Source organism: Mycobacterium sp. DL, assembly GCF_039729195.1.
Taxonomy (GTDB): domain Bacteria; phylum Actinomycetota; class Actinomycetes; order Mycobacteriales; family Mycobacteriaceae; genus Mycobacterium; species Mycobacterium hippocampi_A.
Window position 1 is genome coordinate 246,236 of record NZ_CP155796.1, and the last position, 16,501, is coordinate 262,736.

The 16,501-nt window shown below is 66.2% G+C and carries 17 protein-coding genes; 10 read left to right on the plus strand and 7 right to left on the minus strand.

What is annotated here, in order from left to right; translation table 11 throughout:
* Window positions 1–41: 41 nt before the first annotated feature.
* Entirely contained in the window at window positions 42–812 is a 771-nt protein-coding gene (gene ripB / locus ABDC78_RS01220; protein WP_178359766.1) for an NlpC/P60 family peptidoglycan endopeptidase RipB, read from the minus strand.
* Between the two features lie 508 nt (window positions 813–1,320).
* A complete protein-coding gene (locus ABDC78_RS01225) occupies window positions 1,321–2,544 on the minus strand; it encodes an Ig-like domain-containing protein (protein ID WP_178359765.1) in 1,224 nt (407 codons plus the stop codon).
* A 489-nt stretch (window positions 2,545–3,033) separates the two neighbouring features.
* Between ABDC78_RS01225 and ABDC78_RS01230 the strand changes: the two genes are divergently transcribed.
* From ABDC78_RS01230 to ABDC78_RS01255, 6 genes are all read left to right on the plus strand, one after another.
* On the plus strand, window positions 3,034–3,246 hold the full coding sequence (locus ABDC78_RS01230; protein WP_178359764.1) for a heavy metal-associated domain-containing protein: 213 nt from the start codon (window positions 3,034–3,036) through the stop codon (window positions 3,244–3,246).
* Window positions 3,243–4,214: a heavy-metal-associated domain-containing protein gene (locus ABDC78_RS01235; protein ID WP_178359763.1), complete on the plus strand. Its 972-nt coding sequence runs from the start codon at window positions 3,243–3,245 to the stop codon at window positions 4,212–4,214. The genes ABDC78_RS01230 and ABDC78_RS01235 overlap by 4 nt, the downstream gene beginning before the upstream one ends.
* Before the next feature lie 44 nt (window positions 4,215–4,258).
* The gene (locus ABDC78_RS01240) at window positions 4,259–6,526 is read left to right on the plus strand and encodes a heavy metal translocating P-type ATPase (protein ID WP_178359762.1); all 2,268 of its coding nucleotides are present in this window, start codon (window positions 4,259–4,261) and stop codon (window positions 6,524–6,526) included.
* A 41-nt stretch (window positions 6,527–6,567) separates the two neighbouring features.
* On the plus strand, window positions 6,568–6,843 hold the full coding sequence (locus ABDC78_RS01245) for a YHS domain-containing protein (RefSeq protein ID WP_178359761.1): 276 nt from the start codon (window positions 6,568–6,570) through the stop codon (window positions 6,841–6,843).
* Window positions 6,844–6,893: 50 nt separating this feature from the next.
* The gene (locus tag ABDC78_RS01250) at window positions 6,894–7,223 is read left to right on the plus strand and encodes a metal-sensitive transcriptional regulator (RefSeq protein ID WP_178359760.1); all 330 of its coding nucleotides are present in this window, start codon (window positions 6,894–6,896) and stop codon (window positions 7,221–7,223) included.
* A gap of 83 nt (window positions 7,224–7,306) precedes the next feature.
* Complete coding sequence (locus tag ABDC78_RS01255; RefSeq protein WP_178359759.1) at window positions 7,307–9,373, plus strand: heavy metal translocating P-type ATPase; 2,067 nt, start codon at window positions 7,307–7,309, stop codon at window positions 9,371–9,373.
* Between the two features lie 38 nt (window positions 9,374–9,411).
* On the opposite strand, the gene ABDC78_RS01260 is transcribed toward ABDC78_RS01255, so the two are convergent.
* From ABDC78_RS01260 to ilvD, 4 genes are all read right to left on the minus strand, one after another.
* Window positions 9,412–10,140 (minus strand): hypothetical protein, encoded by a 729-nt coding sequence (locus ABDC78_RS01260; protein WP_178359758.1) that lies wholly within the window; start codon window positions 10,138–10,140, stop codon window positions 9,412–9,414.
* Window positions 10,141–10,382: 242 nt separating this feature from the next.
* Complete coding sequence (locus ABDC78_RS01265) at window positions 10,383–11,075, minus strand: S1 family peptidase (protein WP_178359757.1); 693 nt, start codon at window positions 11,073–11,075, stop codon at window positions 10,383–10,385.
* 82 nt (window positions 11,076–11,157) lie between these two features.
* On the minus strand, window positions 11,158–11,592 hold the full coding sequence (locus tag ABDC78_RS01270) for a hypothetical protein (RefSeq protein ID WP_178359756.1): 435 nt from the start codon (window positions 11,590–11,592) through the stop codon (window positions 11,158–11,160).
* A gap of 106 nt (window positions 11,593–11,698) precedes the next feature.
* Entirely contained in the window at window positions 11,699–13,396 is a 1,698-nt protein-coding gene (gene ilvD / locus ABDC78_RS01275) for a dihydroxy-acid dehydratase (protein WP_178359755.1), read from the minus strand.
* 79 nt (window positions 13,397–13,475) lie between these two features.
* Between ilvD and ABDC78_RS01280 the strand changes: the two genes are divergently transcribed.
* Window positions 13,476–14,111 carry a DUF305 domain-containing protein gene (locus tag ABDC78_RS01280; RefSeq protein WP_178359754.1) on the plus strand — a complete coding sequence of 212 codons (636 nt, stop codon included), beginning with the start codon at window positions 13,476–13,478 and terminating at the stop codon, window positions 14,109–14,111.
* Between the two features lie 31 nt (window positions 14,112–14,142).
* Complete coding sequence (locus tag ABDC78_RS01285; RefSeq protein WP_347133555.1) at window positions 14,143–14,424, plus strand: metal-sensitive transcriptional regulator; 282 nt, start codon at window positions 14,143–14,145, stop codon at window positions 14,422–14,424.
* On the opposite strand, the gene ABDC78_RS01290 is transcribed toward ABDC78_RS01285, so the two are convergent.
* Entirely contained in the window at window positions 14,421–14,720 is a 300-nt protein-coding gene (locus tag ABDC78_RS01290) for a thiamine-binding protein (protein ID WP_178359753.1), read from the minus strand. The two genes, ABDC78_RS01285 and ABDC78_RS01290, sit on opposite strands and share 4 nt — an antisense overlap.
* A 65-nt stretch (window positions 14,721–14,785) precedes the next feature.
* Between ABDC78_RS01290 and ABDC78_RS01295 the strand changes: the two genes are divergently transcribed.
* On the plus strand, window positions 14,786–15,316 hold the full coding sequence (locus ABDC78_RS01295; protein ID WP_178359752.1) for a hypothetical protein: 531 nt from the start codon (window positions 14,786–14,788) through the stop codon (window positions 15,314–15,316).
* A 168-nt stretch (window positions 15,317–15,484) separates the two neighbouring features.
* Window positions 15,485–16,468 carry a L,D-transpeptidase gene (locus tag ABDC78_RS01300; protein ID WP_178359751.1) on the plus strand — a complete coding sequence of 328 codons (984 nt, stop codon included), beginning with the start codon at window positions 15,485–15,487 and terminating at the stop codon, window positions 16,466–16,468.
* Window positions 16,469–16,501: the final 33 nt, after the last annotated feature.

Sequence of the window (16,501 nt, forward strand, 5' to 3'; positions counted from 1 at the left end):
TGAGGTGAACGTGGGCGCGCGCTTGTTCTCTCAGCGAGCAGTCAGCTTTCGATGATGCGAACGACGTAAGGCGTCATCCCTGACTGCCGCACCGGGGAGATTTTGATCGGAACGCCGGTCCGCTGTGCCTCCAGCATCTGTCCGCCGCCCAGATAGATAGCTTCGTGCTGACTCCCGCCCGGCCCCCAGAAAAGCAAATCGCCTCGCTTCGCTTGGGAGGGCGGCACCTTTCGGCCGGCGTTGTACTGGTCACCGGACCATCGCGGGAGCAGAACGCCGACGCCGGCGAACGCGAATCGTGTCAGGCCTGAACAGTCAAAGCCCACGGTGCCTGCTCCTTGGTCGACGCCGCGGCTGGGACCGGTGAGGCTTCCGCCACCCCAGGAGTAGGGAACACCGATTTGTGTTCCCGCCCTGCGGATCACGTACTCGATTGCTTGGGCGCCATTGACCCGGTTTCCGCGCACACTGGTCGACGGATTCGCGGCCGGACTGACAATTCCCAGGCTGCTGAGAAAGTTGCGACCCATACTCATGGCCGTCTGCGTCGCCACGGCCGTGGCCTGAAGAGAGGCGTTCGCGATGGCAACCGGATCACCGGGAGCGCCTGCGCTCGCCACCTTGGGAAGCAGTGGGTCCCACGGACCGGCGGCAGGTTGGGCCGACGCGACCGGTGCACACGCGACGAAGAGCAGCACGACGATGCTGACGACACCGGGGAGCCGCCGAACGCGTCTCGCAACGCGCATCGCCGGATCAGACCGGTCAGCGCCGGCAATTGCCGCACTCCTGCTCCGGACGTCTGATTCCATGTCTTCTCCTCGGTGCGCCGCGCGGTGTCCTACTTCGTGCACCGATAGCGGGGCTGAACGCATACGTACGGCGCAGCAATCAAATACGTAGCTCCTACGTAGAAAAGCCTAACTCACAAAAGCCCCATCAGTAACAGTAGCCACATAATTACAACGGTGAAATTCGCTGCGCCCATTCACATTGAATACGGGAAGGCGCTGGACAGGACCGTTCTGCGGCATGGAACACGCGCGTAAATGGTGCGCGGATTGGTGCGCACGCGCGTATGTCGGAGAAGAGTTCTGTGGGCCGTCGTTAAGCGGCAACAAGTCTGCCGAGGGGCGGTCACATTACGCCTCGTCGGCGTAGCGCCGCGACGGTTGATCGGGGAGTCTATGGGCTCCAGCGATGCCAGCTGCCCGTGCCGCGGCGGCGTCAACCGCTGACCTATTGCGCTTCAGAGAACGGGGATTCACTGATGCCGGGCACCGATGGCATGTCGGCTCAGGTGTCGAGCACTTGTGCTGCTTAGAGGTTGGCGTTTCCAGCCTTCCATTGCTCCCAGGGGATGTTCCAGTCGCCGAGGCCGTCGGTTCCTGACAGGGTGGCGCCGGTGGTGTTGATGACTTCCACTATGTCGCCGCGTCTGGTGTTGTCGTAGAACCAGCGTGCATTGGCTGGATTGACGTTGAGGCATCCGTGGCTGACGTTGGCGATGCCTTGGCTGCCCACCGACCATGGGGCAGAGTGCACATAGATGCCGCTGTAGGACATTTGCGTGGCCCACTCGACTTCGGTGCGGTACCCGTCGGGAGAGTTGACGGGCACCCCGTAGGTCGACGAATCCATCACCAGGAATGAGTAGCGGTCGCCGATGAGGTAGGTGCCGTTGTCGGTGGGCGTTTTGGCTTTGCCCATGGAGATGGGCATGGTCTTGACGACTTCTCCGTTGCGCCGCACGGTCATCGTTTTGGTGGCGTCATCGGCGGTGGCGATGATCTGGTCGCCGATTGTGAAGCGCGTGGTGACGTCATCCTGGCCGAAGAGCCCGTCGCCGAAGTCGACACCGTAGGCCTTCACCGACACCTCAACGTTCGTGCCGGGCTCCCAATATTCGGCTGGGCGCCAGCGGACTTCACGATTGCTGAGCCAGTAGAAGGCGCCCTCGGCCCGGGGGTTAGTGGTCACCGTGATCGCCTGCTGCGCTGCGACCCGGTTCGTGATGTTCTCGTCAAAGCGAATCGCAATGGGTTGACCCACGCCCACCGTTTCGCCGTCGTTGGGCAGGACGTAGGGCATCGTCAGGCTGTCGGGGGAATGGGTTTCGAAGGTGGCTGTCGTGTTGGTCGCGCCGCCGAGTCCAAGTGCCTCGGCTTGCAGGGTGTATTGCTTGTTGTAGCCCAGCGGCTCCGCGGAGGACCAGGACACGCCGTCGGGGCTGAGTTGTCCGTCGACGAGTTTGCCCGCCTCGTTGGTCAGCGACACTTGGCCTAGAACGCCGTCGCTCGCGGACACGGTGACGGGGGAGTCCACGGCGACACCGATCGCGCCGTCGGTGACCGACGCCTGCAGTTTGGGCACCAGTAGGTCGGCGAACGGGGTGCCCTTGTCGGTGATGACGTCGGGCGTGGGCGTCGCTCCCGGCGACGAGGTGCAGGCGGCCGCGATCAGCAGCACCGCCACCGCGAGGACGGCGGTCCGCAGCCAGTGCGTCGTCGCTCGAATCAGCGGTGGGCGGCTGGTCTGCGGCATGAGTGGGGCTCTCCGTATCGGGTTGTCGTCATCGGCTAGCGGGCTGGGCACCGCCTGGTGCGTCGCGAGGGCCGGTCGCGGGCGACGGTGCACCGTTCACGGGTATGCCTTCGAGTTTGCCCATGCGTGCTTTGGCTTTCTTAGTCCTTCGATGAAGATTCGATAAAGCTGGCTCTACGAGCTGGCTCCTCGGGTTAGCGCAACCGCGAAATTCCGGGGCGCGTCCGTCTCTTCGCCCCAGCTGAAAGTGGTTGAGCCGGCTGACGGTGCCGTGGACCGCGGCGAGGACGGGGGCCGCCGGGTCGAGCGACGCTGCACTGCCGAGCCGGGTGGACTCGAATCGAGTCGTCGCAGTAAGTGCGACCAGCGTCGACGCGGCATCAGCACGGAGCCTGGAGAACGTGCCCTTGCATGATACCCCCCAGGGGTATACATTCACATAGGTATACCCAGTAGGGGTATATACCCGATTCGAATGGGAGATCGGTCATGAGCACGATCACGTACGCCGTCACAGGAATGACCTGCGGGCACTGCGAGCTGTCGGTGCGCGAAGAAGTCAGCGAGGTCGCCGGGGTTCAAGACGTCGAGGTCAGCGCCACAACGGGCACTCTGATCGTGACCCCCAACGGTCCCGTCGATGACGCCCAGATCCTGCATGCGGTCGACGAGGCCGGCTATTCCGCGGTGCGGGTCGCATGAACGCCGCGGGACGGTTGGCCGCTTTCGGTGCGGGACTGGCAGTGGCGTTCACGGCTGCGTACGCGACTGCCGCGGCGGTCGTCCCCGACGCCGCGGTGACGGCTACTCGGCAGGTCGGCGCTGAGCCCGCCGCTGGCCAGAGCATGCCGACCGAGCAGGCGTTGCCGGTATCACCGCTGTCCGCTGATCCGCCGGGGTTGTCGCTCGCCCAAGACGGATACGCGCTCAGCGCGGTACGGGCACCCGGTACCCCCAACGATCGAGCCTCGTTGAGCTTCACCATTGCTGGTCCCAGCGGCACGCCTCTGCTGGACTACGCAACGGTGCACGACAAGCAGCTGCATCTCATCATCGTCCGCTCCGATGGTCAGCACTTCGCGCACGTACACCCGGTCCTGGATGAAACAACCGGCATATGGTCGATGCCCTGGATGTGGAAGGCCGCCGGCACCTACCGGGTGTTCGCGGATTTCCAGCCCGCCCAGGCCGGCAGCACCAAACTCACACTCACCCGCACGGTCGACGTGGCCGGCGAGTTGGCCCCGTCGCCCCCACTGATCACGCGCAGCTCGGACGAGATTGCCGGGTACACCGTTGAACTCGACGGTCCGCTCACCTCGGGCGTCTCGAAGCCGGTCACAGTGACGATCACCCGTAGCGGCGAGCCGGTGACGACACTGCAGCCCTACCTGGGGGCATACGGACACCTCGTCGCCCTGCGCGAAGGTGACCTGGCGTATCTGCATGTGCACCCCGAGGGCGCTGAGCCGGTGGGGGACCGCACCGGTGGGCCTGCGGTGTCATTCGCGGCGACCGCACCCACCGCCGGTCGCTACCTCCTCTACCTCGACTTCAGAGTCGACGACACCGTGCACACCGCCACCTTCGTCGTCGACTCCGCACGCGGCGAGACCAATCGACCGGCGCCAGAACCATCGCGCGGCGCCGGCCATGCCGGCGGGCACTGACGACCCTCCCTCCGCCTCAGAGAAACTGAAAGGCACTGGCACACATGACGATAACGACACCCGTGTCCGGCCCGAGCATCGAGCTACGCATCGGGGGAATGACCTGCGCCTCCTGTGCCAACCGCATCGAGCGCAAACTCAACAAGCTCGACGGCGTGGCCGCGACGGTCAATTACGCGACCGAGAAGGCCACGGTCACGGTGCCTGACGGATACGATCCCGCGCAACTGCTCGCCGAGGTGGAAAACGCCGGATACAGCGCCGCGCTACCCACACCGGAAAGGCCTGCCCCGCCTGGGGAGACAGGCGAAACCGACGACCCCGACATGGTGTCGCTGCGCCACCGGCTGACCGGTTCGGTGCTGTTGTCGGTGCCGGTCATCGCGATGGCGATGATCCCCACGCTGCAGTTCACCTACTGGCAGTGGGCGTCGCTGGTGCTGGCTGCGCCGGTGATCGTCTGGGCGGCGTGGCCGTTTCACCGCGCCGCCTGGGCCAACCTGCGCCACGCCACGGCGACGATGGACACGCTCATCTCCCTGGGGACCTTGTCGGCCTTCCTGTGGTCGCTGTATGCGCTGTTCTTCGGGACCGCCGGCACCCCAGGAATGAAGCATCCGTTCGAACTGACGCTCGCACCGTCTCACGGCGCCGCCAACATCTACCTCGAAGTCGCCGCGGGTGTAACAACATTCATCCTTGCGGGCCGCTACTTCGAGAAACGGTCAAAACGGCAGGTCGGTGCGGCGCTGCGCGCCCTACTGGAGATGGGCGCCAAGGAGGTGTCCCTGCTGCGCGACGGGGTGGAATCGAAGATCGCGATCGAGGAGCTGGTGGTGGGCGACGAGTTCGTCGTGCGCCCAGGGGAGAAGATCGCCACCGACGGGATGGTGGTGACGGGGACATCGGCGGTCGATGCCTCGATGCTGACCGGCGAATCGGTCCCCGTGGAGGTCCGTCCAGGTGGCACCGTGGTCGGTGCAACCGTCAACGCCGGCGGGCGGCTGGTGGTGCGCGCCACCCGCGTCGGTTCCGACACCCAGTTGGCGCAGATGGCGCAGCTGGTGGAGAACGCTCAAACGGGCAAGGCGCAGGTCCAGCGACTGGCCGATCGGGTCTCCGGTGTCTTCGTGCCGGTCGTCATCGCGATCGCGGTGATCACCCTCGGTGCCTGGTTGGGCGCGGGGTTCTCAGTCACCGCCGCGTTCACCGCAGCGGTCGCGGTCCTCGTCATCGCCTGCCCCTGCGCCCTCGGGTTGGCCACGCCCACGGCACTTCTGGTGGGCACCGGTCGCGGCGCACAGATGGGCGTGTTGATCAAGGGCCCCGAGGTGCTGGAATCGACCCGCAAGGTCGACACCGTGGTGCTGGACAAGACCGGCACTGTCACCACCGGCAAGATGGCCCTGATCGACGTCATCGCGGCGCCGGGAACTGAACGTGCTGAGCTGCTTCGTCTGGCCGGCGCCCTGGAGAACGCTTCCGAGCACCCCATCGCCCAAGCCATCGCCACCGCGGCCACCGAGGAAGTCCAAACCCTTCCCACCCCTGAGGACTTCGCGAATGTCGAAGGTAAAGGCGTCCAGGGCGTCGTCGACGGCCACGCCGTCGTCGTGGGACGCGAATCACTTCTCGCCGACTGGGCCCAACACCTGAGCCCAGAATTGGTGCAGGCGAAAGAAGCAGCCGAAGCGCAGGGCAAGACGGTGGTCGCGGTCGGGTGGGACGGCCAGGCTCGCGGCGTACTCGTCGTCGCTGATACCGTGAAACCGACCAGTGCGCAGGCAATTTCGCAGATGCGCGACCTCGGCCTCACGCCCGTGCTGCTCACCGGAGACAACGAAGTCGTGGCCCGACAGATCGCCGCCGAAGTGGGCATCGACACGGTGATCGCCGAGGTCATGCCCAAGGACAAAGTCGACGTCATCGCCCGGCTGCAATCGGAGGGCAGAACGGTCGCCATGATCGGCGACGGAGTCAACGACGCGCCTGCCCTCGCCCAAGCAGACCTCGGTCTGGCCATGGGCACCGGCACCGACGTCGCTATCGAGGCCTCCGACATCACCCTGGTGCGCGGTGACCTGCGTAGCGCCGTCGATGCGATCCGGTTGTCCCGCAGAACACTGTCGACGATCAAGACGAACCTGTTCTGGGCGTTCGCCTACAACGTCGCAGCGATACCGGTCGCGGCACTAGGCCTGCTCAACCCGATGCTCGCCGGGGCGGCCATGGCGTTCTCCAGTGTCTTCGTCGTGGGCAACAGCCTCCGATTGCGTGGCTTCACATCCACATCTTCTGCCCCTGCGCACTAAACCCCTGCCGCATCCAATCTCTACTGCACCAAGGAGAACCCATGTCCGACAACAAGAACCCGACGTCGAGCTGCTGCTGCAGCGGCTCAACAGAAGACCTCGACACGACGGTCATCAAGCCGGGGATCACGAACCTCCTCGACCCCGTAACGGACGAGACGACCTGCCCGGTAATGCCCGGAACGCCGGTGAACAGGACAGCCGCTGAAGCCGCGGGCCTGTTCCGAGACTACCGCGGTCGACGGTACTGGTTCTGCTGCAAAGGATGTGGACCACGGTTCGACCGTGACCCCGACAAGTTCGCCAGCGCGGCGTGACTGACCCGTCGGACCCCGGCGCCCTCGACCCACAGACCGAAGGAGTTGCGATGACTCACGTGGACAACGGTGACCACTACCCGGCACCCGGTTCGGTTAACCACGGCTACATCACCGATAAGGACAAATACCTCAAACGCTTGAAACGTATCGAGGGCCAAGCCCGCGGCATCAGCCGGATGATCGAGCAGGACCGCTACTGCATCGACATCCTCACCCAAGCCGACGCACTGACCAAAGCTCTGCAGAGCGTCTCGCTGGCGCTGCTCGACGACCATCTCCGACACTGCGTTCGGGACGCTGCTGCCGCCGGGGGGCCGACCGCCGACGCCAAACTCACCGAAGCATCCGAAGCCATCGCCCGACTCGTGCGGTCATGACCCGCACCGGCGCGGCCGCGTCGGATCCTCGCCAGCACACCCGCGCGAAACCGATACGCGAGACTCCCCAAGGAGAGCCCGACATGACTGACCACGACGAGCACGTCGTCAACGAAACCAAGGTCCGCCACGACAATCATTCTGACCACGGGGGTCATGCCGGCCACGGCGCCGATCATGTGGCTCAGTTCCGGAAGTTGTTCTGGATCAACCTGATCCTCGCCATCCCGGTCATCGCATTCTCGGCCATGTTCGCAATGCTGCTCGGCTACGAAGTACCCGACGTCCCCGGCGTCCGATGGATCGCGCCCCTGCTGGGCACGGTCATGTATGTCGTGGGTGGTCGACCCTTCCTCACCGGCGCCGTCAGCGAGATCCGTTCCCGCAAACCGGGAATGATGCTGCTCATCGGGCTGGCGATCACCGTCGCCTTCTTCGCCTCCTGGGGCGCGAGCCTGGGTGTCCTCCACCACGAACTTGAGTTCTGGTGGGAACTGGCGCTGCTGATCGTCATCATGTTGCTCGGCCACTGGGTCGAGATGCGCTCCCTGGCTCAGACCACCTCCGCACTCGACTCCCTGGCCGCCCTGCTTCCCGACGAGGCCGAGAAGGTCGACGGTGAGCGCACCATCACCGTCTCACCTACCGACCTGCAGGTCGGAGATCTGGTGGTCGTGCGACCCGGCGGCAGTGTCCCCGCCGACGGCAGGATCGTCGACGGACGAGCGGACATGGACGAGTCGATGGTGACCGGTGAATCGCGGCCGGTGGCCCGCAGCATCGGAGAAGCGGTGACAGCCGGAACGGTCGCCACCGATTCCGGGTTGCGGGTCGAAATCACCGCCACCGGTGATGACACCGCCTTGGCGGGAATCCAGCGCCTGGTCACCGAAGCGCAGAACTCGTCCTCGCGAGCCCAGCGCCTCGCCGATAGAGCAGCCGGCTGGTTGTTCTGGTTCGCCTTGGTCACCGCCGCCATCACCGCCGTGGCGTGGTCGATCGTCGGAGACCCCGACGCCTCCGTCATCCGGGCCATCACCGTGCTCGTCATCGCGTGCCCCCATGCGTTGGGATTGGCGATTCCACTGGTCGTGTCGATCGCCACCGAACGCGCCGCGCGGGGCGGCGTGCTGATCAAGGACCGCCTCGCCCTGGAAGGAATGCGCACCGTCGATGCGGTGCTCTTCGACAAAACCGGCACCCTGACCAAGGGCGAACCGACCGTGACCGCGATCGAGTCCCGCGACAACCTGGACGACGACACCGTGCTCGCGCTTGCGGCCGCCGCCGAGGCCGACAGCGAACACCCCCTGGCACGAGCCATCGTGAAAGCCGCCGACGAGCGCGGGCTCAGCGTGCCGCGCGGCAGCGGCTTCTCGTCGTCTCCGGCGGTAGGTGTCACCGCCACGGTCGAGGGGCACGAGATCCGGGTGGGTGGCCCTCGCCTGCTCGACGAGATCGGCGGACAGGAAGTCAACGCCGCCACCGTGTGGCGCGAGGAGGGTGCGATCATCCTGCACGTCGTACGCGACGGAGCTGTGCTCGGCGGTCTGCGATTGGCCGACGAGATCCGCCCTGAATCGCACGAAGCGATTGATGCGTTGCACAAGCTCGGAGTCGAAGTGGTCATGATCACCGGTGACGCCGAGGCGGTCGCCCAGGCGGTGGGCAGCAAACTCGGCATCGACCGGATTTTCGCCGGCGTGCGACCGGAGGACAAGGCGTCGAAGGTCTCTGCCCTGCAGCGCGAGGGCAAGAAGGTCGCCATGGTCGGGGATGGTGTCAACGATGCCCCCGCGTTGGCACAGGCCGACGTTGGCATCGCGATCGGCGCCGGCACCGACGTCGCCATCGCCTCTGCCGGTGTCATCCTGGCCAGTTCCGACCCGCGCTCTGTGCTGTCGGTGATCGAGCTGTCCCGTGCCAGCTACCGAAAGATGCAGCAAAACCTCTGGTGGGGCGCCGGTTACAACCTCATCGCAGTGCCTCTGGCTGCCGGTGTGCTCGCACCGATCGGGTTTGTGCTGCCGATGTCAGTCGGAGCGATCTTGATGTCTCTGTCGACGATCGTCGTGGCGCTGAACGCACAACTGTTGCGCCGCCTCGACCTGAGTCCGGAGGCCAGCACCCGCGCCGTTCTGAATCGCTAGGACTGCGTGACGCTTGGAAAACGGCGCCTATCCAGTTGTCACTCGCCGTGATCGTGGTCGGCGTGGCCGTCATCGAGAGGCGTCGCGGACGGTGCCGGCGGCGGGGTTACCGGCTCCGCATGACCATCGCCGTGGCCGTCCGCATGCTCGACGTTCGTCCCATGGGGGTCGCCCTCCGCGGGAGCGCCTCTCGTACCGTGATGATCGGCATCTGCCTCGTCGGCGGACGTCCCATGGTGACTGTCCGCTGCGCCTGCCGGCGCGTGATGCCCGTGCTGAAGCCCGGACGCGACGCCCACTGTGGACGCCAACGATACGACACCGACCGCGCCCAAGAGGACCACTGCACTGGCGAAGACTGGAACCGGCTCTCCTTGGAGACCGCGGTACCACACCCAACCGGCGCCCATCACGACATAGATCTGGAGCAGCAGCGCGCAAAGGTCCGCGGCTTGAACCACTTCGGCTTGTCCGGCGTGCGGCCCGAACGGGGCTCCTGCGGTTCTGGAGAGTGCCCAAAGGGCGATTGCTCCGACGTTGAGCATGATGCCGACGGCGAGCACGGGGGGTGTGGTTCGGGCCAGCACAACCCACGCCCAGATCAATTGGACGAGCGCGAGCGCTACGAAAAACACCCCAGCCGGCATCCACTCCTGCCAGTGATTGGGCACAACGGCGAAGTGGATAATCGAGGCACCCAAAGAAGCCAATGCGGCAAGCCGAGCCGCAAGCCGGCTGTCGGTCTTCACAGCTGTCGTGGGGGCCATTCGTCCGATGATGACAGTAGACATTCGATCGGGAACTACGCGACATCACACCTCAACCTGAACGAGATGCTTTCGTCATCGCCTGCTCGACCGTCATCACTTCTTGAACGCCGACATCAACGACCGTTTCGAGGCCGTTCCCGAACGGACGGCACCAGTGGTTACCGGTGTATCGCCACGATCGAATTACGAGAGACGTTGACCGACAATCAGTTCCGAGCGGTTAGCGGCCTCGGAATTGTTCAAGCCCAGTTCGCAAGTCCCCATTCGGCCATGACCGGCGCAACCAGGGTGGCGTGCACGATGCGCCCGAACACGTCGTCGCTGTGCGCGAACAGGATTCCCACGGCTGCGACGGTTCCGTCGGCCTGGCGCGCGTATACCGGAGCGCCGGAGTCACCGAGGTCGTCCCAGGCACGGAAAGACACCTGCGTCTCGGTGACCGCGGTGACCGGGCCGCAGGACACCCCGGTGCGCGCACCGGACTTGCACAGCTGCGGCTGCTCGCGTCGAACGTCGTCGGCGCTCATCACGCGGGACACGTTCATCGCATCCACCTGGCTCACCAGCGGAACCGAGCTGCCGGCGAGATCCACCAGACCGATGTCACGCCCGCCGGGTGTCACCTCCCACCGCACGTAGTGCCCGATCATCCGGTCGCCCGTCGGTGTCCGCTGCAGCACGGTGTCGTTGACCGGGTCGCGGTCGCAGTGCCCCGCCGTGAGCATTCCCGGTGCTCCGCTGGGCGTACGGACGGTGAACCCTGCCGTGCACTGGAAGGGCTGTCCGTTGCCGGCGAGGCTCGTGCTCACCAGATAGGCCCCGGGGCTGGCCACCGGATATTCGCCCCAGGCGTGGGAGACCGGCACCTGGGCGAACGTGAGAGCTGCGAGCACAGCTGCTGTGCTGCCGGCGATCCTGAGTCGGTTCTGCATCAACGTCCTTTGTAGCGGCGATGTGTGACGGTCGGTGTCGGGTCGCCAGGAACCGGTGTTCGGAAACGCTTCTGGTCGGGCGTCACACCCAGACGGCGCCGGCCTCCACCGGGTTGACCCGCATTCCGTGGCCGCCGTCGTCGTAGGTGATCAAGGTCCGTAGGTCCTGTGTGGTGACGGTCCAACCGTTTGCGCCGTACGTCTGGCCGGTGCCCAACACCACATCGGCCGATTCGGGACCGGGAATCGTTCCCGCTGCGAAAAACATTTCCCCGGTCGCCCGCACCGCCGCGAGATTGAGCGGCGGCCGCGATACCGCGAAGGTTCCGCCGTCGGATCTGCCGCAGATCGCCATCGGGCGGCCGAGATCCTGGTAGTTGCTACTGAGCAGGCAACGAATCTGCCCGTTCTGGACACTGATGGTCTGATCCCCCTCGGCGGCGGCCGCCGAGGGCGCCGACAGACAGGCGCCGAGGACGGACAGCGCTGCCGAGGTCGCGGCAACCGTGCGAATCATGCAATCTCCACCGGGGGTGCGGGCATCTGCAGAACGTGATGTTCTCACGACTCGGGTCCGCACAGTGTCGAATCGGCTGGCTTGGTCCCTGCTCGGTTACTTGCTGCTAGCTGCAGACGGCGCCGGTCGCCGCGGAGTGAACCAGCTTGGTGTACTTGGCCAGGACGCCGGTCGTGTACACGGGCGGCAACGGCTCGAACCCCACCTTGCGCGACTCGAACTCGTCGGCGTCGACCAGCACGTCCAGGGTGCCCTTGCCGACGTCGAGGCGGATCCGGTCGCCATCACGCAGGAATGCGATCGGCCCGCCGTCGACGGCCTCGGGGGCGACGTGCCCGACGCACAGGCCCGTCGTGCCGCCGGAGAACCGGCCGTCGGTCATCAGCAGTACATCCTTGCCCAGGCCGGCGCCCTTGATCGCGCCGGTGATGGCCAGCATCTCGCGCATCCCCGGCCCACCCTTGGGGCCTTCGTAGCGGATGACGACGACGTCGCCGTGGGTGATCGTGCCGTCCTCGAGTGCGTCGAGCGCTGCCCGCTCGCGTTCGAAAACCCTTGCGGTGCCTTCGAACACGTCCGAGTCGAAGCCTGCCGACTTGACCACCGCCCCCTCGGGCGCCAGCGATCCGTGCAGGATCGTGATGCCGCCGGTCGGGTGGATCGGGTTGGCCAGCGCCCTCAGCACCTTGCCGTCGGGATCGGGCGGGGCGATGTGTGCGAGGTTCTCCGCCATGGTCTGGCCGGTCACCGTCAGGCAATCCCCGTGCAGCAGGCCGGCATCCAGCAGCGCCTTCATCACGACCGGCACGCCGCCGATGCGATCGACGTCGAACATCACGTGCTTGCCGAACGGCTTGACGTCGGCCAGGTGCGGCACCTTCGCGCCGACGCGGGTGAAGTCGTCGAGGGTGAGTTGGACGCCCGCCTCCCAGGCGATCGCGAGCAGGTGCAGCACCGCGTTGGTGGAACCGCCGAATGCCATCACCACGGCGATCGCGTTCTCGAACGCTTCCTTGGTCATGATGTCGCGAGCGGTGATGCCGCGCTTGAGCATGTCGACGACGGCCTCGCCGCTGGCGCGGGCGTATCCGTCGCGGCGACGGTCGCTGGCGGGCGGCGCGGCGGATCCTGGCAGGGACATGCCCAGTGCTTCGGCGGCCGAGGCCATGGTGTTGGCGGTGTACATGCCGCCGCAGGCGCCCTCGCCGGGACAGATGGCGCGTTCGATGATGTCGACGTCCTCGCGCGACATCAGCCCGCGCGCGCAGGCGCCGACGGCCTCGAACGCGTCGATGATCGTCACGTCCCGCTCGGTGCCGTCGGTCAGTGTCGCCTTGCCGGGCATGATCGAACCGGCGTAGAGGAACACGCTGGCCAGGTCGAGACGGGCGGCGGCCATCAGCATGCCGGGCAGCGACTTGTCGCAGCCCGCCAGCAGCACCGAACCGTCGAGGCGCTCGGCCATCATCACGGTCTCGACGCTGTCGGCGATCACCTCGCGGCTGACCAGCGAGAAGTGCATGCCCTCGTGGCCCATCGAGATGCCGTCGGACACCGAGATCGTGCCGAACTCCATCGGGAAGCCGCCGGCGGCGTGCACGCCGTCCTTCACGGACTTCGCCAACCGGTCCAGCGACAGGTTGCACGGGGTGATCTCGTTCCACGACGACGCGACGCCGATCTGCGACTTCACCCAGTCGTCGTCGCCCATACCCACGGCCCGGAGCATCCCGCGGGCGGCGGTCTTCTCGAGGCCGTCGGTGACGTCGCGGCTTCTTGGCTTGGTGTCGGGACCTGAAGGCATGCGGCCAAGTATGCCCCCGGGTGTTTGCACCGGACAAACCGTTATTAATACCCCCGTGGGGTACTAGTACCCTGGTCGCATGCGTTCTGTCCCCGCACGTCTTGCCGCCGCCTTCGCCGCTGTGGCCACTGCCGTCCTGCTTGCCGGCTGCAGCGCCCCGGAGGATTCCGCAGACGACGGCGGCGGCTCCGGGATTCCCGAGACGGCGGTGATCACCGGGGAGCCCGCGGGTTACAACGCCGACGATGTCGCGTTCGCCACCAACATGATTCCGCATCACAAACAGGCCATCGAGCTGTCGAACCTGGTGCCCGACCGCTCCACCAACCCGGAATTGGCCGCGCTGGCAGGCCAGATCGCCGCGACGCAGCAGCCCGAGATCAACATCATGAACGTGTTCCTGGTGCAGTGGAACGAGAACCCGGAGGCGGGCGTCGACTCCGACGGCGAGGGCCACGCCGGACACGGGCAGGCCATGCAGGGGATGGTCGACGACGCGACGATGACGCGGTTGGAGTCGCTGCGCGGCACAGAGTTCGACACACTGTGGCTGGAGTCGATGATCAGCCACCACCAGGGGGCGATCGAGATGGCGAAGGCCGAGATCGCCAACGGAGAGAACATCGACGCGATCGCGATGGCCGAGACGATGGTGCGGATGCAGGAAGCCGAGATCGGACAGATGAAGCAGATGCTGGAGGGCAGCCGTGAGTGAGAACCCATCGGTGGAGGCGGGGGATGCGAACGTGCACGGCTACTCGGCGCAGAAGGAGAACTACGCCAAGCGGTTGCGCCGCATCGAAGGTCAGGTCCGCGGCATCGCGAAGATGATCGACGAGGACAAGTACTGCATCGACATCCTCACGCAGATCAGCGCGGTCAACAGCGCGCTGCAGTCTGTCGCCCTCGGGTTGCTCGACGAGCACCTCGGCCACTGCGTGACCCACGCGGTCGCTGCGGGTGGCTCGGACGCGGACGCCAAGCTCGCGGAGGCATCGGCGGCGATCGCCCGGCTGGTGCGGTCCTAGCTGCCCAGTGCGTCGTCGATGCGCTGCACCTTCGCGGTGAGCTGGCCGGTGTAGCCGGGCCGGATATCGGCCTTGATCACCAGGCTGACCCGTGGGGCGACGGCGGCGACGGCGTCCACCGCCTGCTTCACGACGGCCATCACCTCGTCCCACTCGCCCTCGATGTTGGTGAACATCGCGTTGGTCTCGTTGGGCAGCCCGGAGGCGCGCACGATCCGGACCGCTTCGGCGACCGCGAGACTGACACCCCCGGTCTCGTCGCCGCCGGAGGGACTGATGCTGAAGGCCACGATCATCAACTCAGCATGCCCGAGGATCGATATCGCCTATTTTCCGCGGTCAGCGTGCATAGGATCTGGCGATGGCCTCGAGCAAGCTTCTGGAATCGTTGAGCGAATCCGATCTTCTCCTCGTCCGTTCGACCGAACCGGCTGAACTCACCGGTCTCGACGAGGACGAGCTGCTCGAACTGCACTCCCGCGTCCGTCGAGCCCGCAACAAGCATGTGGGGATCTATCGGCGTGGTGGTGCGGCCCGGGTCTCACAAAAGGGGGCCCGCGGAGCCGCGCGCGGCGCCAATCTGCGCAATGCCGCCCGCGCCGAGGTCTTCGAGGAGGCCCTCGCCCGGGTGAGCCGCCAGGTGAGTGCGGCAGCCCGCGATAGTGCCCGGTCGCTCAAGGAAGAGCGGCTTGCGTTGGTGCGCGCCGAGAATGCGGCCCCACCGGCGGCTCCGGCCCGCAGGGCCTCGGCCCGAAAAGGCGCGAGCACTGCGAAGCGACCGGCGCGAACCGATACGACGCGGAACTCTCCCGGCCGCAAGAAGCGCGAAGCGAGCACGAAGGCGACCGGGGCGCGCCGCCAGGCCAAGCGCGACGGCCGGTCCCGCGGCTAGCCGGAAAATCGGGATGCAGCGATCTTCCAGCTTGTAACGTCTGGGCCCCCGCCGCCGATATCAGTGCAGCTCAGCGCCCTGACCGGGGCGGGACCGAAGCTCTCACGAGTGTGGCCGAGCGTCGTGCTGTGCCACACTGGGTTGAGTCGCTGAACTGGAGGTACTTGCATGCGACAGGGAAACAGACGTCGATTGATCGTCACGATCATGGCGGCCACCGTCGTCGCCGGGCTGTCGCTGAGCGCGCCCTCGGCGCTTGCGCAACCCGGGGTGCCACCACCGCCGCCCCCGGCGCCGAACCCGATCGCGCCGCCTCCGCCGGCCAACCCCTTCGTCTTCCCGGGCCTGGGCAATCCGTTGGCGCCGCCGCAGGCGCAACCGATGGCCATCCCCGAGGGCACCCCCGCCGGACAGAACCCGACGCCGTTCGTCGGTGAACCGCCGTTCGTGCCGCCGTCGTTCAACCCGGTCAACGGGTCCATCGCGGGCGCCGCCAAGCCGATCTACATCAACTTCCAGCGGCCCATCGCCAACCGGCAGATGGCCGAGGACGCGATCCACATCTCGTCCACCCCGGCGGTGCCGGGCCGGTTCTACTGGACCAGCGACACCCAGGTGCGCTGGCGGCCCCAGGATTTCTGGCCGGCAGGCACGGTCGTCAACATCGATGCCGCGGGCACCAAGTCCAGTTTCACCGTGCCCGAGCAGCTGGTGGCCACCATCGACGACACGACCAAGCAGATGGAGGTCGTGCGCAACGGCGAGGTCGAGAAGACCTTCCCGGTGTCGCTGGGCAAGTCCGGGTACGAGACCAAGAACGGCACCTACTACGTGCTGGAGAAGTTCGACGACATCGTCATGGACTCCTCGACGTACGGCGTGCCGGTCGACGACCCGTCCGGTGAGGGCTACAAGCTCAAGGTCAAGGACGCGGTCCGGATCGACAACAGCGGCATCTTCGTCCACGGCGCGCCGTGGTCGGAGGGCTCGCAGGGGTACAGCAACGTCAGCCACGGCTGCATCAACCTCAGCGCAGAGGATGCGGCGTGGTTCAAGCAGAACTTCGGCAGCGGTGACGCAGTGGTCATCAAGAACACCGACGGCGGAATGTACACCCAGCCCGATGGCGCGTCCGACTGGCAGATGTTCTGACCGGATAGCCCCCGCGCTTTCCCGGCGGGCGAC